The sequence below is a fragment of the Amycolatopsis sp. cmx-11-32 genome, from assembly GCF_047608695.1.
GTDB lineage: Bacteria > Actinomycetota > Actinomycetes > Mycobacteriales > Pseudonocardiaceae > Amycolatopsis.
This window is the reverse complement of the sequence record NZ_JADNQN010000003.1, coordinates 476,167-495,505: the sequence shown is the minus strand read 5'-3', so window position 1 is coordinate 495,505 and position 19,339 is coordinate 476,167. Positions and strand designations below refer to the sequence as shown.

General features: G+C 69.7%; 23 protein-coding genes and 1 pseudogene. 18 read left to right on the top strand and 6 right to left on the bottom strand.

The annotated features are described in order from the left end of the window. Positions 1-129 precede the first annotated feature (129 nt). The 5 genes and pseudogenes from ACM6LR_RS11210 (at position 130) to ACM6LR_RS11190 (ending at position 4,138) form a co-directional block, all read left to right on the top strand. Positions 130-1,314, top strand: a complete 1,185-nt coding sequence (locus ACM6LR_RS11210; RefSeq protein WP_414943700.1) for a sensor histidine kinase — start codon at positions 130-132, stop codon at positions 1,312-1,314. 1 nt (position 1,315) lies between these two features. Continuing rightward, positions 1,316-1,987: a response regulator transcription factor gene (locus tag ACM6LR_RS11205; protein WP_414938760.1), complete on the top strand. Its 672-nt coding sequence runs from the start codon at positions 1,316-1,318 to the stop codon at positions 1,985-1,987. 120 nt (positions 1,988-2,107) lie between these two features. Next, positions 2,108-2,592: pseudogene (locus ACM6LR_RS11200) on the top strand (dihydrofolate reductase family protein). A 74-nt stretch (positions 2,593-2,666) separates the two neighbouring features. Next, the gene (locus tag ACM6LR_RS11195; protein ID WP_414943699.1) at positions 2,667-3,491 is read left to right on the top strand and encodes an ABC transporter ATP-binding protein; all 825 of its coding nucleotides are present in this window, start codon (positions 2,667-2,669) and stop codon (positions 3,489-3,491) included. A gap of 131 nt (positions 3,492-3,622) precedes the next feature. Beyond that, positions 3,623-4,138, top strand: a complete 516-nt coding sequence (locus ACM6LR_RS11190) for a DUF4232 domain-containing protein (protein ID WP_414943698.1) — start codon at positions 3,623-3,625, stop codon at positions 4,136-4,138. A 264-nt stretch (positions 4,139-4,402) separates the two neighbouring features. On the opposite strand, the gene ACM6LR_RS11185 is transcribed toward ACM6LR_RS11190, so the two are convergent. Next, positions 4,403-4,816, bottom strand: a complete 414-nt coding sequence (locus tag ACM6LR_RS11185; RefSeq protein WP_414938763.1) for an ATP-binding protein — start codon at positions 4,814-4,816, stop codon at positions 4,403-4,405. Between the two features lie 159 nt (positions 4,817-4,975). Between ACM6LR_RS11185 and ACM6LR_RS11180 the strand changes: the two genes are divergently transcribed. Next, the gene (locus ACM6LR_RS11180; protein WP_414938764.1) at positions 4,976-5,320 is read left to right on the top strand and encodes an STAS domain-containing protein; all 345 of its coding nucleotides are present in this window, start codon (positions 4,976-4,978) and stop codon (positions 5,318-5,320) included. A gap of 14 nt (positions 5,321-5,334) precedes the next feature. Here the strand turns inward: ACM6LR_RS11180 and ACM6LR_RS11175 are convergent, their stop codons facing one another. Together ACM6LR_RS11175 and ACM6LR_RS11170 are read right to left on the bottom strand one after the other, a co-directional pair. Continuing rightward, complete coding sequence (locus ACM6LR_RS11175; RefSeq protein WP_414943697.1) at positions 5,335-5,793, bottom strand: STAS domain-containing protein; 459 nt, start codon at positions 5,791-5,793, stop codon at positions 5,335-5,337. 231 nt (positions 5,794-6,024) lie between these two features. Then, positions 6,025-6,363 carry a winged helix-turn-helix transcriptional regulator gene (locus ACM6LR_RS11170; protein ID WP_414938766.1) on the bottom strand — a complete coding sequence of 113 codons (339 nt, stop codon included), beginning with the start codon at positions 6,361-6,363 and terminating at the stop codon, positions 6,025-6,027. A 70-nt stretch (positions 6,364-6,433) separates the two neighbouring features. Between ACM6LR_RS11170 and ACM6LR_RS11165 the strand changes: the two genes are divergently transcribed. The 7 genes from ACM6LR_RS11165 (at position 6,434) to ACM6LR_RS11135 (ending at position 12,794) form a co-directional block, all read left to right on the top strand. Next, the gene (locus ACM6LR_RS11165) at positions 6,434-7,000 is read left to right on the top strand and encodes a carboxymuconolactone decarboxylase family protein (protein WP_414938767.1); all 567 of its coding nucleotides are present in this window, start codon (positions 6,434-6,436) and stop codon (positions 6,998-7,000) included. Between the two features lie 371 nt (positions 7,001-7,371). Beyond that, positions 7,372-7,971, top strand: a complete 600-nt coding sequence (locus ACM6LR_RS11160; protein WP_414938768.1) for a helix-turn-helix domain-containing protein — start codon at positions 7,372-7,374, stop codon at positions 7,969-7,971. Positions 7,972-8,048: 77 nt separating this feature from the next. After that, positions 8,049-9,221 carry an NAD(P)/FAD-dependent oxidoreductase gene (locus ACM6LR_RS11155; protein ID WP_414943696.1) on the top strand — a complete coding sequence of 391 codons (1,173 nt, stop codon included), beginning with the start codon at positions 8,049-8,051 and terminating at the stop codon, positions 9,219-9,221. Next, positions 9,218-9,526 (top strand): (2Fe-2S)-binding protein, encoded by a 309-nt coding sequence (locus ACM6LR_RS11150; RefSeq protein WP_414943695.1) that lies wholly within the window; start codon positions 9,218-9,220, stop codon positions 9,524-9,526. Before ACM6LR_RS11155 ends, ACM6LR_RS11150 begins: the two co-directional genes overlap by 4 nt. Next, complete coding sequence (locus tag ACM6LR_RS11145; RefSeq protein WP_414938771.1) at positions 9,523-10,884, top strand: NAD(P)/FAD-dependent oxidoreductase; 1,362 nt, start codon at positions 9,523-9,525, stop codon at positions 10,882-10,884. Before ACM6LR_RS11150 ends, ACM6LR_RS11145 begins: the two co-directional genes overlap by 4 nt. Further along, on the top strand, positions 10,881-11,792 hold the full coding sequence (locus tag ACM6LR_RS11140) for a dihydrodipicolinate synthase family protein (RefSeq protein WP_414943694.1): 912 nt from the start codon (positions 10,881-10,883) through the stop codon (positions 11,790-11,792). The genes ACM6LR_RS11145 and ACM6LR_RS11140 overlap by 4 nt, the downstream gene beginning before the upstream one ends. After that, positions 11,793-12,794, top strand: coding sequence for a proline racemase family protein (locus tag ACM6LR_RS11135; RefSeq protein WP_414943693.1), 1,002 nt, complete (start codon positions 11,793-11,795; stop codon positions 12,792-12,794). Between the two features lie 95 nt (positions 12,795-12,889). Here ACM6LR_RS11135 and ACM6LR_RS11130 read toward each other — a convergent pair whose 3' ends face one another. From ACM6LR_RS11130 to ACM6LR_RS11120, 3 genes are read right to left on the bottom strand one after another with little or no spacing between them, the layout of a single operon-like run. Next, positions 12,890-14,104 (bottom strand): amidohydrolase family protein, encoded by a 1,215-nt coding sequence (locus ACM6LR_RS11130; RefSeq protein WP_414938774.1) that lies wholly within the window; start codon positions 14,102-14,104, stop codon positions 12,890-12,892. Next, positions 14,101-14,538 (bottom strand): GAF domain-containing protein, encoded by a 438-nt coding sequence (locus ACM6LR_RS11125; protein WP_414938775.1) that lies wholly within the window; start codon positions 14,536-14,538, stop codon positions 14,101-14,103. Before ACM6LR_RS11125 ends, ACM6LR_RS11130 begins: the two co-directional genes overlap by 4 nt. Continuing rightward, the gene (locus ACM6LR_RS11120) at positions 14,535-15,926 is read right to left on the bottom strand and encodes an MFS transporter (RefSeq protein ID WP_414943692.1); all 1,392 of its coding nucleotides are present in this window, start codon (positions 15,924-15,926) and stop codon (positions 14,535-14,537) included. Before ACM6LR_RS11120 ends, ACM6LR_RS11125 begins: the two co-directional genes overlap by 4 nt. Positions 15,927-16,061: 135 nt before the next feature. On the opposite strand from ACM6LR_RS11120, the gene ACM6LR_RS11115 reads away from it, so the two are divergent. From ACM6LR_RS11115 to ACM6LR_RS11095, 5 genes are all read left to right on the top strand, one after another. Beyond that, positions 16,062-16,988 carry a MurR/RpiR family transcriptional regulator gene (locus ACM6LR_RS11115; protein ID WP_414938777.1) on the top strand — a complete coding sequence of 309 codons (927 nt, stop codon included), beginning with the start codon at positions 16,062-16,064 and terminating at the stop codon, positions 16,986-16,988. A gap of 80 nt (positions 16,989-17,068) precedes the next feature. Continuing rightward, entirely contained in the window at positions 17,069-17,233 is a 165-nt protein-coding gene (locus ACM6LR_RS11110; protein WP_414943691.1) for a hypothetical protein, read from the top strand. Between the two features lie 96 nt (positions 17,234-17,329). Next, positions 17,330-17,635 (top strand): hypothetical protein, encoded by a 306-nt coding sequence (locus tag ACM6LR_RS11105; protein WP_414938779.1) that lies wholly within the window; start codon positions 17,330-17,332, stop codon positions 17,633-17,635. Then, positions 17,628-18,728 (top strand): VanZ family protein, encoded by a 1,101-nt coding sequence (locus tag ACM6LR_RS11100; RefSeq protein WP_414938780.1) that lies wholly within the window; start codon positions 17,628-17,630, stop codon positions 18,726-18,728. The genes ACM6LR_RS11105 and ACM6LR_RS11100 overlap by 8 nt, the downstream gene beginning before the upstream one ends. A 150-nt stretch (positions 18,729-18,878) precedes the next feature. Next, positions 18,879-19,316, top strand: a complete 438-nt coding sequence (locus ACM6LR_RS11095) for a hypothetical protein (RefSeq protein WP_414943690.1) — start codon at positions 18,879-18,881, stop codon at positions 19,314-19,316. Positions 19,317-19,339: the final 23 nt, after the last annotated feature.

Here is a 19,339-nt window from a genome sequence, read left to right as displayed (position 1 = left end):
GAGCACATCGGCATCGCGTCGCGCGTGGCTTACGACCAAAGTCGACCCCCGGCCGCGACCGAGGTCCGGGGCCCGGGATCGTCCCGTGTCCGGCTGCGCCGCCGTGGACGGGTCGACCATGATGGGCCGGTGATCACCGACGTCGGCGCTTTCCCGCCTCTCCGGCCGTGGCAGCAGGCCTGGCGGCTGGTGGCGGCGGCCGCGCTGGGGGCGGTGCTTTGGTTGCTCACCGCGGCTCAGGTGCCGCCGGGGGTGGGCGGCCCCAGGGTCCAGTGGCTGATCACCGGTGACCCACTGCTGGCTCTCGCCTGCCTGATCGCGCTGCTGTGGCGCCGCCGATTCCCTGCCGTGATCGCGATCGCGGTCATCCTCGCCTCGACGGCTTCGGTGCTGTCCGCCGGCGCCGCGTTGCTGGCTCTCTGCTCTCTGGCCACCCGGCGGCGACCGGCGGAAACGGCGGTCGCCGCGATGCTGAGCGTGGTCACCGTGATGCTCACCACCGACCTCTACCCCCGGCGTGAGGTGCCGGAACCGCTGTGGTTGTTGCTCAGCGTCCCCCTCTTGATGGTGGGCATCGTGGTGGCGGTCGGGGCCGCGATCGGCGCGCGCCGGGAGGAAATGCGCGCCCTGCGGGAACGGGTCGAGAGCGTGGAACGGGAGCAGGCCGCCCGTGCGGCCGAGGCACGGATCCTGGAGCGGCACCGGATCGCCCGCGAGATGCACGACGTCCTCGCACACCGGGTCTCGCTGGTCGCCATGCAGGCGGGGGTGCTGGGCCACCGCCCGGATCTGTCCGCCGAACAGGTCGCGGAACTGGCCCGCGGGATCGCCGACGGCTCCCACCAGGCACTGGAGGAACTGCGGGACGTCCTCGGCGTGCTGCGGGCGAGCCCGGACGACCTGGAACCGCCGCAACCCTCGCTCGCCGACCTGCCCGCGCTCGTCGGGCACGCGCGAGCGCTGGGACTCGACGTCACCTTGACGGCCACGACAGCGAGCGAGCCACCCGACGCGATCGCGAGGACCGCCTACCGGATCGTGCAGGAAGGGCTGACCAACGCGGGCAAGCACGCGCCGGGGGCCCTGGTGGCGGTCACCGTCGAGGGAAAGGCGGGTGACGGTTTGCGGGCGACGGTCCGGGATTCCGGTGCGTCGCGGCTGATCGAGGGCCCGCCCGCCTCGGGATTCGGCCTGCTCGGCCTCGCCGAGCGGGTCGCACTGGCCGGAGGAGAACTGGAGCACCACCCGGATCCCGGCGGCGGATTCGTCCTCGCCGCGCGCTTGCCGTGGCCGGTCCGCGAAGGGAGCGAGTGAAATGGACAGCGAGCGGGTGCGGGTCGTCCTCGTCGACGACGAACACCTGGTGCGGATGGCGTTGCGGCTGATCGTCGACGGCGAACCCGACCTCGTCGTGGTCGGCGAGGCCGCCGACGGCGACACCGCGGTCACCGTGGTGGGAGAGCAGCGGCCCGACGTCGTCCTGATGGACGTCCGGATGCCGGGGCGCGACGGGCTCAGCGCGACAGAGGAGATCCTGAGGCTTCCGGAACCGCCGCGGGTACTGGTGCTCACGACCTTCGACACGGACGAGATGGTGCTGGGCGCGCTGCGCGTCGGCGCGCTCGGGTTCGTCCTCAAGGACACCCCGCCGCCGCGGATCCTGGCCGCCGTCCGGACGGTCGCCGCCGGGGAACCCGCGCTCTCGCCCGCCGCCACGGCCCGGCTGATCGCCGCGGCCACCGGGCCGCATTCATCCGATGCGCGCCGGACGTCCCGCGACACGGCGCGCGATCTGCTGGCCACGCTGACCGACCGCGAACTTGAGACCGCGGGCGCCATCGCCGAGGGGCTGTCCAACACCGACGTCGCGCGGAGGCTGAACATCACCGTCGCGACGGTGAAGGCCCACACCAGCAGCATGCTCGCGAAACTCGGCGTCGAGAACCGGGTCCAGATCGCCCTGCTGGTCCGCGACGCCGAAGGCTGACCACCGGTCCTTCCCAGGGGAAAGGGGCCTTCACGAAACTTTTCCGGCAAGGTGTCGAATCCGCCGGTTCCCGGTCGACGCGGTGTCGAAAGCAGTTCGGAACGACCAAGGAGAAACCAGATGCGCCCCCTGATCGCCACCGCGTTCGTCTCGCTCGACGGCGTCGTCGAAGGGCCCGGCGGCGAGCCGGGCTACCGCAACTCCGGCTGGACCTTCAACGGCATCGAGTTCGACGAAGCGGCCTACGAACTCAAGGGCCGTGAGCAGGGTGAGGTCGCGGCGATGATGATGGGCCGGACCAGCTACGGGGCGTTCTCGCCGGTGTGGCCGGACATGACCGTGGAGTTCGCGGGCTACAACGTGATGCCGAAGTACGTCGTTTCGACCACGCTGCGGGAGGAAGACCTCGTCGACAACTGGGGCGAGAGGCTCTCGCCGACGCCTGCCTCGTCGACCGTTACCACCTGCTGCTGTTCCCCGTCCTGCTCGGCGCGGGCAAGAAGCTGTTCAGCGACACCGACAAGGACAAGCAGAGCCTCATGCTCGTCGAGAGCGAGGCCTACGGCAACGGCGTCCAGAAGCTGGTCTATGACATCATCCGATGATCGGGCCTCGAACGGGGCAGGCCGCGTGTCCTGCGATCACGAACCGCGGTCAGGTCCCCGTCCGAGGAGGTTCCGTGAGCAAGCCCGTCTTCGTACAGCCGAACCTCGACGGCCCGGCGGTGGAACTCGCCGGGGTCGAGGTGCACGTCGGCCGCGTGCCGCTGGTGTCGGACGTGGACTGGCGGGTGGACTACGGCCAGCGATGGGTCGTCCTCGGTCGCAACGGCGCGGGCAAGTCGACGATCCTGTCGGTGGCCTCGACGCAGCGGTTCCCCAGCGCGGGCACGGCCGTCGTGCTCGGTCACCGTATGGGCGCGGTCGACCTGCGCGACGTGCGGACGCACATCGGCTTCGTCGGAGCGAACCAGCGGCTGCCCGACGCGGAGAACCACGACGCGCACACCGTGGTCCTCACCGGGTTCAGCGGAAGTGTGCTCCCGCTGTGGGAGCGCTACGACGACGCGATCGGTGACAGGGCGTCGAAACTGCTCGAACTGGTCGGGTGCGCCGAACTGCGTGACCGGCCGGTGCGGGTGTGCTCACAGGGCGAACGGGCCCGGGTCAGGCTCGCCAGGGCGCTCATGGCCGATCCTCTGCTGCTCCTGCTGGACGAACCGTTCGCCGGTCTCGACCTGCCAGGCCGCGAGAACCTCCTGATGGCGTTGGAGAACCTGACGCTGGCCCAGCCGGAACTGGCCACGGTCACCGTGACGCATCACCTGGAGGAGATCCCGGCGACGGCCACACACGCCCTGATGGTGCGCCGCGGCAAGGTCACCGGGGCGGGGCCGATCGACGAGGCTCTCACCGACGAGGGGCTTTCCGCCTGCTACGAACGGGACGTCGAGGTCCACCGCATCAACGGACGCTGGGCGGCTCACGCGGTCAGGCGTTCTTGACGACGCCTGTCACTCCTCAGGGTTGCTTTCGAGGGACCAACATCATCTCCGCGCATCTTCCGGGTGCCCGTGGGCATCTTTCCCAGTGAGTTCGATCAACGTGAATCGATCACCGAGCGGAAGGGGATGTCATGAACGTCCAGGTGAAGCGAACGGCCGCGGCGATGACCGTCGGGGGACTGGTCGCGAGCGGGCTCCTGGTCGCGGGCGGGGTCGCCGGGGCGATGCCGAGCGACAAACTCTGCGGTGCCTCAGACGTCGAGGTGACCGTGACGCCGGAGCCGGCGCACGCGAGCGGGCACGAGGCTTACGTCCTCACCTACGCCGCGGCCTCGCCGACGACGAACTGCAAGCTCCAGGGCGCGCCCACCGCGACGACGTTCGTCGCCGACGGGCTGCTGATCGATGACGTCGCCGTCGTGCCGGACGCCACCGCGGCGGACGCGGCACCGGTGAACCTGCGCGAGGGGCACCCGGCCGTGTCGCGCATCGTGCAGGCCTCGGCCGAGGCGCCGAACCCGCTCACGCCGACGACGGTCACCTTCGACCTGCCGACCGGGCCCGGCGGTGTTCCCGTCGTCGCGGACTGGCCGGCGGGCGAGCCGCTGAAGGGCGCCACCGTCCAGGTCACCGCCGTCACCGCCTGAGAAGGAAAGACCATGTCCGGCAAGGAGATCAGGCCGGTACAGTACGACGTCCGTCGACTTTCGAGAACGTCTCGTCGCACACCTGTGGCCTCAGGGTCCCGGCAAAGTTGCGGAGCCGCTGGTCAGCGCTGCTGTTCCTGCTTGCGGCCTGCACCGGGTGTGGCTCCATGTCCTGGACGCCGTCGAACCCGCTGACCATTCCGCCGGGCCAGACCGAGGCGGTGAGCGCGGACTGGCCGTCCGCGGTGATCCGGTCAGCTCAGATCAGGCGGTGGGACAGGGCCAGGAAAGCCGGACGACGGTGCCGGTGAGTGTGCTCGTCACGGAGGCCTCCGGCGCGAAGGCGCGGATGATCGGCAGGCCGCGGCCGCCATCCGGACGGCGCCCGTCGCGCCAGCGGCCTTCGTCGGCGACGGTGATCTTGATGTGGCCGTCGACGAAGGCGGCGGTGACCTTCATGACGTTGTCGTCGGTACCGTCCGGATAAGCGTGCTTGACGACGTTGGTCATCGCTTCGTAGGCGGTGAGTTTGAGATCCTCGGTCAGTTCCCGTGGAAGGCCTCGTTCGAGGGCCCAGTTCGCCAGGACGTCCCGCAACGCGGCTGCCTGGGCGGGGACGGCGACGACCTCGCGAACCAGTTCGTCAGTGCTGTCGCGCACCGGCTCGTCGATCGGCATCACGGAGCTTCTCCTCCTCGTCCACCGCGGTCCACGACCGCCGGATCCACCGACCAGGCTAAGGCACCGGCGGAATCGAGGTGCGAGTGCCGCGCGGGCGGGCGCCGCCATCGGATATCTTCGGAACTCTCGGTGTGCCGATCGTGAGGGAGTGTGACGGTGACGAGCGGAGACGGCGACATCCGGGAGGTTCCGTTCTCGGTGACGGTCACCAGGCCCGATGGCACGCAGGTCGTCATCGCGGTGGCGGGGGAAATCGACCTGACAACGTCCGAAGAACTCAAGGAGACCTTCGAGGAGGCGCTGGAACCGGCGCCCGGCCGGGTCGTCGTCGACCTCGAAGGCGTGGAGTTCTGCGATTCCACCGGCTTGGCGACCCTCGTCAGGATCAACAACCGATGCGCCACCAGGGGCGTTGACCTGAGCTTCCTGCCATCGCCGACGATCCGGCGGCTGGCGCTGAAGACGGGCCTCTCCACGCTGCTGCCGCTCGCCGGAGCCTGAGCGCCATCGCAAGCTCAGGGTTTAGGCGCGGGCACGGCCATCGACACTTCGCGGATCGCGGTGGCAAGGTACTGGTACACGGAAACATGGGCGTCGACGCCGAACAGATGCAGCAGCCGTAGAACCGGCCGGGTGCTGGCGACGACCCCGGTCGCCCGGCGTTCGGCGTGGGCGCGGGTGGCGGCGGATTCGATGACCCGCAACCCGGCGACGCCGAGGAAGGTGACCTCGGTGAGGTCGAGGACGGTGGCGGCGGGGAGGTCGCCCCACAGGGCGCGTTCGAGTCGGCCGGCGGTGGCGAGGTCGATTTCGCCCGTCGCGGAGACGACGAGCAGATCTTCACTCCATCGGATCCGCCGGACTTCCAGCAGGTTGTCTTCCGACGAGCGAGGTCGCGGCACCTCCGGGTGAACGACGGTCCGGACGAGGGGGCCGTCGCGGCCACTTCTCGTGGACGGGATTCGGTCGGTCATGGTGCTGATCTCCCGGATAGCCGGGGACGAGACGGACAACGGGTGAGCCTGCACAACGGCTGCGCAAGTCAACTCGCGGCCGCGTCGCCCTGTGAAAAGGTCGGGCCGCGGACGTACGGGTCGTTCGCGCGGGCTGGTGGACTCAACCTCACGTACCTGTCACCGTACGCTGCTCCTCGCGGCTGGCAACACCGCGTGGCGGAGCAGGGCACGATGCACGCTCGCGCATGGTCACTCACGCAAGGCCTTTTCCCAGGCGAGACCCCATTCTTCCAGCGGGTGCAAGGCTTCGAGAAGCCGTACACCCAGGGGCGTCAGCCGGTACCCGTCCTCGCCGGATTCGACGATGCGGGCCTCGGTGAGTTCGCCGAGCCGCGTGGTGAGCACACTCGACGACATGCGCTCGCAGCGCCGCTGGAGTTCGCGGAAGCCGACATGGCCCTGGCGCAGTTCCCAGATCACCCGCAGGGTCCATCGGCGCCCCAGCAGATCGAGCGCGGCCATGAGCGGGCGACCGGTGGCGGAGCCGCGGACCGGCCGCCCGGGACGCGGGACCGGATCTTCGGCCATGACACACCCCCTTGTGCTTCGACTTTCGAAGCAGCATAGTGGTTCGAAAGTCGAAGCACACGAGGTGGTCATGACCCGGATCGCACCGCTCACCCCGCCTTACGAGGCAGAAGTCGAACAGGCCCTGCGCAAGTGGATGCCGCCTGGCGTGGCGCACGATCCGCTGGCGCTGTTCCGGGTGCTGCAACGCCATCCGGAGCTGGCTTCGCGGATGCGCGTCTTGGGCGCCGGTCTGCTCGCGCACGGGGAATTGCCCGCGCTGGACCGGGAAATCATCATCGCGCGGGTGACCGCGCGCTGCGGATGCCGGTACGAATGGGGTGTCCACGCCACGGTTTTCGCCTCGGCCGTCGGGCTGACGCCGGAGCAGGTCGAAGCGACCGTGACGGGCGATTCCAGCCATCCGGCCTGGTCCGGGCGGCATCGGACCCTGATCGCCGCCGTCGACGAACTCCACGACACGGCAACGGTTTCCGGCGACGTGTGGGCGGCGCTCGCCGAACACTACCCGGCCGCACAGCTCCTGGAGTTCCTCGTGCTCGCGGGCTGGTACCGGACGATCGCCTACGTGGCGAACGGCGTCGGTCTCGAGGAGGAACCGTGGGCGGCCAGGTGCCCCGATACCGACCATCGCTAGGGCCTGCTTCCGGTGTCGGTGGACGAAGCACTGTCGCCGGACAGGCAGCCGCACCGGCGGTACATCGTCTGTGGAACGGGTCATCCAGCGGATTCCCGTCGACCGCCGACAAGATCACCGCCTGGGTCCGGGCGGCCAGGGGTGAACAGGTGGAGGGCCGGGCCGAGGTCCGGCCCCCCACTGTTCCGTTCTTCAGCCGATGGTGTGCCCGGCGAGGGTCCGGTCCGTTCGACGCCCACGGTCCAGCAGGGACTTTGGCCGCGGCTATGCCCTCCCCGTCGGGAGGCGTGTCATGATGTCCGCGAACTCGATCGGCAAAGCGAACGATTCGCCATCCGGTCGTACGGTTTGACGAACGACAGGGAGAAGCGGTGGAGGACGAGGCGCCCTCGATCCGGGACATGCTGGCGGTCAACCTGCGGGCGGCCAGGGCGGCGAGGGGGATTTCGCTGTCGGAGCTGGCCCGCCGGTCGGGTATCGGCAAGGCGACGCTGTCGCAGCTGGAGTCCGGTGCCGGCAATCCGACCATCGAAACCGTGTTCAGCCTGTCCAGGGTGCTGGAGGTGGCGATCTCCGACCTGCTCGACCATCGCGCGGGTGGCGCGCTGACCGTGGTTCGCCGCGCCGACGTCGAGGTGCTCAGCGGTGAGGGCGTCGATCTTCGGCCGTTGCGCCGGATCGAAACCGGTGACGGCGTCTTCGAGGTGTACGACCAGGTGGTGCGTGGTGACGCGCCGCAGCGTTCGCAGGGGCACGTCGGGATCGAGCACACCGTGGTGCAGTCCGGCTCGCTGCGGGTCGAAGTGACGGGCAGGACCGTCGAAGTCGGCCCGGGGGACTACGTCGCCTTCGACGCCCGCGAGCCGCATTGCTACACCGCTTCGGCGGGGCCGGTGCACTCGGTACTGCTGTTGCAGTACCGCGCCGAAGAGCGGCTCGACGGCAGGCCGCATCCGGTGTTGAAGGGCTGACGGCGCCCCAGCTATTGACACCCTCCAGGGTGGAACCTACTCTCCGTTCGTTCGCTTTACCGAACGCTGGAGGGTCGATGAACCGAACGCGCGCGGTGGTAATCGGCGCGGGCATCGTCGGCGCCGCGTGTGCTCGGGAGCTGAGCCGGGCGGGCTTCGACGTCGTCGTCGTGGATCGCGGCCGTCCCGCCGGGGGCACCACGTCGCATGGCGAAGGCAACGTCCTCGTCTCCGACAAGGGACCGGGCGCCGAACTCGAACTCGCGAAGCTGTCCATTCGATTATGGCCCCAGGTGGTCGCCGAAATCGCCGATGAAAACGCGCGTGCCGCTTCGGCGATCGAATACGACCCCAAGGGTGGCATCGTGGTCGCCACCACCGAAGACGGCGCCCATGCCCTCACCTCGTTCGCCGCGTCGCAACCCGGAATACACGCGGAATCGTTGTCTCCCAAGGAACTCATTGACGCCGAACCCGCACTGACCCGCGAGGTGACCGTCGCGTTCCACTACCCGGAGGACGCCCAAGTGCAGCCCGCTGGGGCGGCGCTGGCCCTGCTCGGTTCCGCATTGCGCCATGGCGCCCGGCTGCGGTCCGACACCGAGGTCGTCGGCGCGTCTGTCCGCAATGGACGGATCACCGGTGTCCGCGTGCCCGGCGAGGTGATCGAGGCCGACGTCGTCGTCAACGCCGCGGGACCGTGGGCCGGGCAGGTGTCGGCGCTCCTCGGCGCCCCGATCGCGGTCCGGCCCCGCCGCGGCGAAGTGCTGGTGACCACGCCGATGCCCGGCGTCGTCCGGCACAAGGTCTACGACGCCGATTACGTCGCCGCGGTCGGGGCCGACTCAGGGGATCTGCAGGCTTCCGCCGTCGTCGAGTCGACCTGGGGCGGCACCGTGCTGATCGGTTCGTCACGGCGCCACGTCGGCTTCGACGACACGATCCGGCCGGAGGTGCTGAGTGCCATCGCGGTCAAGGCAGTGCGGCTTTTCCCGGCACTCGCGGACGCCTCGATCATGCGGGCCTACGGCGGTTTCCGACCCTACGTCGACGATCACCTCCCGGTGCTCGGCGAGGATCCGCGGCTGGAGAACCTCTGGCACGCCACCGGACACGAAGGCGCCGGTATCGGGCTTAGCGTCGGCACCGCCCGGTTGCTGTGCGAACTGCTCAGCCGGGCGGAGCCCGCGATGCCGGTCGGGGAGTTCACTGTGGACCGTCCGGCGGTACTGGCCGAGTTGCCCGCATGAGCGGACGACTGTTTCCCCGGGACAGGGATCCGGTGGGCCGTACCGACCGGCCGATCGAGATCACCGTCGACGGCGAAACCCTGACCGGGATCGCGGGCCAGAGCGTGGCGGGTGTACTTCTCGCTGCCGGGCGGATCTCCTGGCGCACCACGCGTTCCGGTGCGCCGCGCGGGGTGTTCTGCGGTATCGGCGCGTGTTTCGACTGTGCGCTCACGGTCAACGACGTGCCCGATGTCCGCGCGTGCCACCGTCCGGCCGCCGACGGCGACGAAATTCGCACCCAGTCCCGGGAGGACGGCGTATGAAGCAGGTGGTGATCGTCGGCGCCGGACCCGCCGGGCTCGCGGCGGCCGAGCACGCTCTGCGGGCGGGTGCCCGGGTCACGGTGCTGGATCAGGCCGACGCTCCTGGCGGGCAGTACCACCGGACGCTGCCCGAGGCTTTCGCGGCGCGGAACCCGGAGCGGCTCCAGCACGGCTGGGCGGAGTTCGACCGGCGCCGTCGCTTGCTGGACCATCCGCGGTGCCAGTGGTGGCCCGGCTCGACCGTCTGGGCTCTCGACCGGGCTGAGAACCGGGTACACGTGCTGCGAGGGCGGGCCGACGGCAGCGGACGGCGGCGATCGTCCCTCGAGTCGGACGCGCTGATCCTGGCGACCGGCGCGCACGACCGCACGTTGCCGTTCCCCGGCTGGGAACTGCCCGGCGTGTACACCGCGGGTGCGGCGCAGGCGCTGGCGAAGGGGGAAAGGGTCGCGATCGGCAGGCGGGTCCTCGTCGCCGGGGCCGGGCCGTTCCTGTTGCCGGTCGCGGAATCATTGTTGGGCGTCGGGGCGGAGGTGGTCGCTGTCCTGGAGGCGAACCCGTTCACGACCGTCCGAAAAGGATGGTCGGCGCGGCCGTGGGAACTCGCCGCCCACGCGGGCAAGTCTGCCGAGCTGGCCCGGTACGCCGCGACACTGGCTCGCCACCGCGTCCCGTACCGGTTCGGCAGGACCGTGATCGAGGCGCGCGGGGCCGACCGTGTCCGCGAGGTCCGCACCGCCAGGGTCCGGGCCGACTGGTCGGTCGTTCCCGGCACCGAGCGGACGTACGAGGTCGACGCGGTCTGCGTCGGACACGGTTTCGTCCCGCAGCCCGAACTCGCCGTCGCGGCGGGCTGCGTCCTCGACGGCGGTTTCGTACGGGTCGACGACGCGCAGCGGACCACGGTGGACGGTGTCTTCGCCGCGGGTGAGATCACCGGTATCGGCGGCGCGGTCACCGCCGCGGCCGAAGGCGCGGTGGCCGGCCGCGTCGCCGCCGGAGGAGATCCGGGCCGATCACTGGTCCGCGAGCGCGACCGGGCCCGAGCCTTCGCCCGACGACTCGCCGCCGCGCATCCGATCGGCCCGGCCTGGCGCGGCTGGCTGGCCGACGACACGATCGTCTGCCGCTGCGAGGAAACCACGTACGGCGAACTCACCCGTGCGGCGGGCGACCCGGCCTGTCCGGGCTCGCACGCGCTGAAACTCGGTACCCGGGCAGGCCTGGGCCCGTGCCAAGGCCGGATGTGCGGCCCCACCGTGTCCGAACTCCGCGGTGGTACCGAACGACACCACCGCCCGATCGCCCAGCCGATCCGGCTGGGCGAACTCGCCGAACCCGAGGAGACATCCGCATGAGCACCCCCGACCTCGGTGGCGTCGTCGTCGCGACCGCCCTCCCGTACCGGGCGGACGAATCGGCGCCCGCCGGGCTGGCCGTGGACTACGAGGCCTACGCCGCGCACTGCCGGTGGCTGATCGACAACGGCTGCCGGGGCGTCGGCCCGAACGGTTCCCTTGGCGAGTACTCCTCGCTCACCGACGACGAACGCCGCCGCGTCGCGCGCACGGCGATCGAAACCGTCGGCGAGGACGGGATCGTCGTCGTCGGCGTGCACGGCCCCGGGTCGCATCAGGCCAGGCACTGGGCCGAAATCGCGGCCGAGGACGGCGCTCACGGCCTGCTGTGCCTGCCGCCGACGATGTACCGCGCCAACCGCGGCGAAGTGCTCGCCCATTTCGAGGCGGTGGCGTCGGTCGGCCTGCCGGTGATGGTCTACAACAACCCCATCGACACCAAGGTCGACCTCACCCCGGGTCTGCTGGCCGAAATCGGGGCGATCGACAACGTGGTGGCGGTCAAGGAGTTCTCCGGTGACGTCCGGCGGGTGCTGGAGATACGCGAGCAGGCACCGGGGCTGGACGTGATCAGCGGCGCCGACGACGTGGTGCTGGAAAGCCTGCTGATGGGTGCGACCGGCTGGTTCGCCGGGTTCCCGAACGTGTTCCCGGCCGAATCGGTGCGGCTGTTCGAACTGGCAAGGGCCGGGAAGCTGGAGGAGGCAAGGGCGCTGTACGAACCACTGGTGGCCGCGTTCCGCTGGGACTCGCGCACCGAGTTCGTCCAGGCCATCAAGCTTGGTATGGACCTCGTCGGCCGCTACGGCGGGCCGTGCCGTCCACCGCGCGGGTCGCTGACGGACGAGCACCGCGCGCAGGTCACCGCCGACATGCGTCGCGCGCTCGCCTCGCCGGGGGTGGAGTAGATGCGCTCGATCCGGTCGATCACCGCCGTCGATTCGCATACCGAGGGCATGCCGACCCGGGTGGTGACCGGCGGGGTCGGCGTCATCCCCGGTGACACCATGGCCGAACGCCGCCGATATTTCATGGAACACCTCGATCACCTTCGCCAGTTCCTGATGAACGAGCCGCGCGGCCATTCCGCGATGAGCGGGGCGATCCTGCAGCCACCGACCCGGCCGGACGCGGACTGGGGTGTGGTGTACATCGAGGTGTCGGGCTGTCTGCCGATGTGCGGGCACGGCACGATCGGCGTCGCGACCGTGCTGGTGGAGACCGGCATGGTCGAGGTGACCGAACCGAAGACCGTGGTGCGCCTGGACACCCCGGCCGGGCTGGTGCACGCCGAGGTCGAGGTCCGGGACGGTCGTGCGGAATGCGTCAAGCTGCGCAATGTGGCGTCCTTCCTCGCCGACCGGGACGCCGTCGTCGACGTGCCCGACCTCGGGGAAGTGCGCTACGACCTGGCCTACGGTGGCAACTTCTACGCCATCCTCGAACTGTCTCAAGTGGACATACCGTTCGACCGGGCGGAGAAGGACCGGATCCTCGCCGCGGGGCTGGACATCATGGCGGCGATCAACGAGCAGCGCCCGCCGAAGCATCCGGCCGACCCGCTGATCGGTGGCTGCAAGCACGTTCAGTTCCTGGCCCCTGAATCGGACGCACGGGCTTCGCGGAACGCGATGGCGATCCACCCCGGCTGGTTCGACCGGTCGCCGTGTGGCACCGGCACCTCGGCCAGGATGGCGCAGTTGCACGCCCGCGGTGAGTTGCCGCTGCACACGCCGTTCGAGAACAGTTCGTTCATCGGCACCACCTTCACCGGCGAGCTGGTCGAGGAGACCACCGTCGGCGGTGTCCCCGCCGTGGTGCCGCGATTCTCCGGACGCGCCTGGATCACCGGCAACGCCACCTACCTGCTCGATCCGGACGATCCGTTCCCCGTGGGGTTCGTCCTCTGAGACTTCGGCCCGTCGCGCCTGCTCCTAACCCCGCGTTTCGTCCTCTAGTTGCGATCCATGCACGTGCAACTACCGCAACCAGAGGACGAAACGCGTCAGGCGGAGACCACGGTCCCGCCTTGGACGATGTGCCGGAACGCCTCCGGCTCGGCCAGGACGCCGACGTCCTCCAGCGGGTCCCGGTCCACGACGACCAGGTCCGCGTATGCGCCGGGCGCCAGGGTCCCGATCTCACCGGTCAGGTTCAGCAGGTCCGCCGCCGTCGACGTCGCGGAGCGAATCACCTCGAGCGCGGACTGGACCTCACCGCGCAGCCGGAATTCGTGGTTCTGGTGCCGGTGCATCCCGCCGAGGAGATCGCTGCCGTACACCAGTTTCACCCCGCCGCGGGCGGCCCGCTCCAGCGCGGCCATGCCCGCGCCGAGGACCTCGTCGACCTTGCGCCAGCTCGATTCCGGCAGCCCGTGCTCGCGCCCCTCTTCCTTCAATGCCCAGTACGTGACCAAAGTGGGCACGAGGTACGCGTCGTGCCGGAGGAACAGTTCGACACTGAGGTCGTCGATCAGGTTGCCGTGTTCGATCGACCGGATGCCCAGCTCCAGCGCGCGGTTCACCGCGCGGGCGGTGTAGGCGTGCGCGGCCACGTAGCGGTTGGCCGACTCCGCCTCTTCGACGATCGCGCGCAGTTCGTCGGCGGAGTACTGCGTCGAGTCGATCCGGTCGGTGGGGGACGCGACGCCGCCGGAGGCCATCACCTTGATGTGGTGCGCACCCTTGCGCAGTTCGTCGCGCGCCGCCGCGCGGACCGCGTCGACACCGTCGGCGACCCGGCCGAGACCCGCGCAGCACGGGTGGTCGTCGCTGGCGTTGGCGCCGCGGGTCCGGCTGTCGCCGTGCCCGCCGGTCTGGCTCAGCGCGCGTCCGCAGAACAGCAGCCGCGGGCCGCGGAACAGCCCCTCGGCCTGTGCGTCGGCGAGGCCGTAGTCGGCGCCGGAGGCGTCCCGGACCGTGGTGAAGCCCCGATCCAGCATCTGGCTCATGGTGCGGGCGCTGTGGGCGGCCACGTAGGAGGGGGACGACGCGGGGAGCGACCCCAGATCCGCGGTCGACGCCGTCACGTGAACGTGCGCGTCGACGAGGCCGGGCAGCACGAACGCCCCACGAAGGTCCTCGGTCCGCACGTCACCGGCGGTGAGACCGGTGCCGGTCTCGACGATCCGGCCGTCGGAACACCGGAGGTCGCCCTCGGTGTACTCACCCTCGACCGGGTCGAGCAGCCGGGCGTTGCGGAGGAGCAGCGATCCGTTCATCGGGTCTCCAGAAGTTCGCGCAGGGCCGGGACCGCCAACGGTGCCAGTGAACGGGCCGCCGCGACGGAATCGTCGTCGTAACTGCCTTCGGCGTCGAGGATGTTGAGGACGCCGAGGGTGCGGCCGTCGTCCACCACCGGCACGTTGATCACCGCGCCGCAGCCGAGCCGGTCGATGAGTTCGTGGTCGGCGAAGATCTCCCGCACCGCCGCGCTGTCCGGGCCGAAGTACGGCTCCTGGCCGGTGATGCACTTGTCCAGCCAGCCCGCGGCCACCTCGACGGTCTTCTCGCCGCCGACCGGATACTCCGCCGGGTGGCTGCTGTGCACGCGCCGCAGCGCCCGCCGTTCGGGCACCCACGCCAGCACGGTGAACAGCCGTACGCCGATCGTGGCGCGGGTCTTGTCCTCCACAGTGGACAGTGACACGGTCACTCCGTCATCTCCTTCGCGGTGGTCACGGGCGCGCCGTGTTCGGTCAGTTCTTCCAGTGAGCGGCCGGCGGTGGACAGGCCGAACACGACCACGACCACCACCCCGGCCGCGAGGACGGCGGTGGTCAGGCCGAAGACGCCGGCGAACCCGAGGCTCGCGGCGGACAGGCCGATGATCGTCGGGGCCAGGATGCTGCCGACCCGGCCGAACGCGCTGGACAGCCCGGTCCCGCTGGCGCGGATCCAGGTCGGGAACACCTCGGGGGTGTAGGAGTACACGCCGGCGTAGGTGCCGTTGAGGAAGAACGACAGGACCGCCCCGGCGAGGGTGATCGACCACGGCGCGTCCATCTGGCTCAGCCAGAACGCGCTCACCGCCGATCCCGCGAGGTACAACGCGATGGTGTGTTTGCGGTCGAGCCGTTCGGAGAGCCAGGCGGCGGAGAAGTACCCGGGGATCTGCGCCAGGTAGATGATGATGGAGAACTCGAAGCTCTTGGTCACCGTGATCCCGCGCTCGACGAGCAGTGTCGGGATCCAGGAGAAGAAACCGTAGTAGGAGAACGTGATCACGAACCAGACGGTCCAGATCACCGCGGTGCGGCGGGCCATCGCCGGGCTCCACAAGAACTTCAGCGCGCTGAAGAGGTTGACCTTGGGGGTTTCCGTCGCGGGCTGGGCATCGGTCCCGGCCACGGCCGGAAGTGGTTGCCCGGTCGCCTTTTCGACGTCGCGCTCCAGTTTCGCGACGATCTTCTCCGCCTCGGCGTGACGTCCGTTCGCGACCAGGAACCTCGGTGATTCCGGCAGCGACCGGCGCCACCACAGCAGCATGACGATCGGCAGCGCGGTGATCAGCTGGGCGACCCGCCAGCCCTCCGGCACCGTCGGGACGACGAACCGCCCGATCAGTGCGGCGGCGACGAATCCGAACGAGAAGAATCCGGCGAGCGCGCCGACGAACCAGCCGCGCCGTTTTGCCGGGACGAACTCCGACAGGAACGGCGCGATGATCGCGCTTTCGGCGCCCGCGCCCGCCCCGGCCAGCACCCTGGCGCCCAGGAAGATCTCGTAGTTGGGGGAGAAGGCGGCGAGCACCGAGAACACCGCGTAGAAGGCCAGCGCGTACATCATGACCTTCTTGCGGCCGATGCGGTCGCCCAGCAGGCCGGCGGCGATCGCGCCGAAGAGGAAGCCGAACGGCGTGGCCGAACCGATCAGGCCGAGCTGCCCGTTGTCGAGACCCCAGACCGCTTTCGCACTCGGCAGGAGGAAGGCGACAACGGCGGAGTCCATGCCGTCGAAGGTGTAACCGAGCCCGCCGATGAGCAGGAGCAGATAGTGGGGACGGCTCAGGGGAAGCCGGTCCAGTCGTGCCAGAAGCGTCATGGGGAACGCCTTCCGTGGTTCGGGCGACGAGGAGTGCGGACAACGTATACTGCGTTTTGACCAAACTGCAATGGTTGTTGCAAGTGGTTCGACGGGCACGATGCGTTACCGTGGCGCGGTCGAGGGAGGGTATGCGTGGCAGAGACGGGAGCCGACGACGGTTTCGAGGTGTGGCTTCGGGATCGGACGCCGGAACGCGGCCTGCGGCCGAAGTCGGCCGCGGTGCTCGAAGTACTGGTCTCGCAGCCGCGCCGGGCTTCGTTCGGCTCGACGGCCGAGCTCGCCCAGCTCGCCGGGGTCAACGTCGCCACCGTGACCAGGACCGCCCAGGCGCTGGGGTTCGCGGGCTGGCCCGCGCTGCAACAGGAATTGCGGGCGCGGTACCTGTCGTCGCTGAGCGCGCCGCAGGTGGCCGAGGAACACCGGGACGTCGACTCGCCAGGGTCCGCGTCGCTGCGCCGCGATCTCGACGGTCTCGCGCTGCTCAACCGGCGGTTCGCCGAAGACGAGATCCGCAACGTCGCGCACGCCGTCGCCGCCGCGCGCCGCACGCTCGTCATCGCCGACGGCAGTTACGCCGCTGTCGGGATCGCCTTCGCGCACAACGCCCGGCTCGCCGGTTACGACGTCCACGCGATCACCGCCGGCGACGCCGAACTCGCCAACTCCACGGCGAAACTCACCGGTGACGACGTGCTGATCGCGATCAGTTTCTGGCGGCTGTACGAAAGTACCGTCCTCGCCGCGAACGAGGCGAAAGCCAGGGGAGCGCGCGCCTTCGCCATCACCGACGCGGCCAGTCCCGCGCTGGCGGGTGCCGTCGAACAGGTGCTGATGGTGCCTGCCGAGGGTGTCACCTTCTTTCCGTCCCTGACCGCGGGCATGAGCCTGGTGCAGGCGATCGTCGCGCAACTCGCCGCCGTCGATCCGGTCCGTACCGGCGAATCGATCGAGGCGGCCGAAGCCATGTGGGCACGGTTCGATCTGCTGCATCGCCGTCCGGGGTCGGCCGATCGGCCAGTATCGAAAAGGCCGACCGGGCGAGGCACGTCCGCCGGATGACCGATCCGCCGCACCCCGTCGAGAGGCGATCCTGGTTCCAGGCCGCCGAAACAGGCGGTACGGGGATCGAGGAGGCCGAAATGACGATGATCGCCACTCTGGGTGCTTACGCCGGATTCGCTTTGCTCGCGCTGATGGCGGTGACCCCGCTGCTGGTCGAGCTCGACCAGCGCTTCCCGGTCACCCGCCGGGCGAAGGCGGCCGAACGGGAACGCAGGATGCCGGTCAACCTCGCTTCGGCGTGACCCAGAGCACAGAGAAGCATGTGGAATTACCTCACGTGAGTGATTCCGGCTCAGTCAACTCGTAACTTCGTGTCGCGTCATGAAACGCTGAGTGACGTGACCGTGGATTGCTGTACCAGAGCCCAACCCGCCGACGCCTTCGCGGAGTTTCGCGAGAACATCGACGAACTGACCCAGGCGTTCATCGACGCCTGCCGTCAGGGCCGCAGCCCGGGCGACGCCACACTCGACCTGTTGCAGCGGGTCCACCGGGAAGACCGCAACTGGGTCGTGGTCCATCTGACCTTTGCCATCGCCGCGCTCGCGCGGCAGCGAGCCCTCGCTCCCGCCGACGCCATCACTCGGCCAGGTGGCGTAACGGGTGCGCCTGAGCGGGCGTTGCTAGCTTCCGCGAGTGACTGATCCGACCGTCTCCGCGATCATCGCGGTGTTCGCGGGTTTCGCACTCGCGGGCGTGCTGGCCGTCCCGTACATCGCGGCGAGCTACCGGCGCCGCGGTGAACTCGGGCTCTGGCGGGTCCTGCTGGTGTTCGGCTTCTTGGTCTACGTCATGTCACTCTGGACGTACACGTTGCTCCCCATCCCGCAGACCACGGCGGCGTGGTGCGCCGAGCACGCGTCCAGTCACCTGCAATTGCGCCCGTTCCAGTTCATCACCGACATCCGCCGCGAACAGACCGGGATCGGTCCGCGGGCCTTCCTGCGCAATCCCGCCGTCCAGCAGGCAGTGTTCAACGTCGCCTTGTTCGTGCCGCTGGGGATGTTCGTACGGCACCTCTTCCGGCGGGGTTTCGTGGCCACCGTCGCCATCGGGTTCGCGGTTTCACTGTTCATCGAGTGCACCCAGCTCACCGGGGTCTGGTTCCTGTTCGACTGCCCGTACCGGCTGGCCGACGTCGACGACCTGCTGACCAACACCCTCGGCGCCGCCGTCGGTTTCGGGCTGGCCCCCTTGCTGCGGCTGCTGCCGGGCAACGAGCCGTCCGCGCCGCCGGGAACGCCGCGGCCGGTCACCGCGCGCCGCCGTCTGCTCGGGATGGCCGTCGACCTCGTCTCGGTCGTCCTTCTCGGCACGACCGTCGGGATCGTGACGACGTTGGTGGCAGGCGAACCGAACACCGTGGTCACGGCCCTGATCAGCACCCTGCTGCCCGCGGTACTCCTGCTGTTCGTCATCCCGGTCTCGGGAAACGGCGCCAGCTTCGGTCAACGGGTCGTGTTGCTGCGCCCAGCCGGGCCGGACGGCGGGAAGCCCGCGCTGTGGCGGATGATCGTGCGGTTCCTCGCCGGTTCCGGCGGCTACTTCACGCTGCTGACCTTGGCTTCCGCCGTCAACGGCGGATTCGAACCGCTGGCGAACCTGCTGTTCTTCGTCAGCGGCATCCTCGCGATCCGGCCTCAGGGCCACCAAGGACTGTCCGGTTTGATCGCCGGTCTCGAGGTGGTGGACGCGCGGGCGGTCGAGGTGCCTGCCGGTGCCGCCACGGTCGCCTGAGGACTGTGGGGCTGGGAAGCCGACCAGTCCCGAGTTGGGCCGCGGCGGTTGTGAACGAGAACGGAGGCTGCGACACCCGATCGGGTTGTTCCGGTCGCTCACGCGAGTCGATCCGGCCGCCGTCGGGGACGGCCCGGAACACTCCTCGCGGTGGACGTGGAGTCGATGGATGACGTGGCCGACTGCCTGCTCTCGGTGGCCTGGAAGATCTTCCCGCTGATGGGGAAACCGCCCGCGCGTCCGGAAACCCGCGCCGAGGAGATCCGGTCCTTCCTCGTCGACGCGTGCCACGGCGCGGGAATGCGGGCCCGCGAATGGGCGGCCGCACACGGGGCGGGCACCGACGCCGACCACCGTCCGTTCCTGCGGCTGGCGGAGGTCTGCGCGGACGCGAACCTCTACCTGGACATGGTTTCCGGTGTCTTGGTGATGGACCCGGAACGCGTCCACCGCCGGTGGGCCGAGATCGAGACGCTGGTGCACGAGGCCCGAGGCCTTGCCGAAAGTGTCACCGAGTTCCTGGACGCCCACGAGGGCGCCTTGGCCGTGAGCGCCAATTCGGGGCAAGTCCGTTCCCCAAGTACATGATGGCCCCTTTCTTTGCGCCTAGC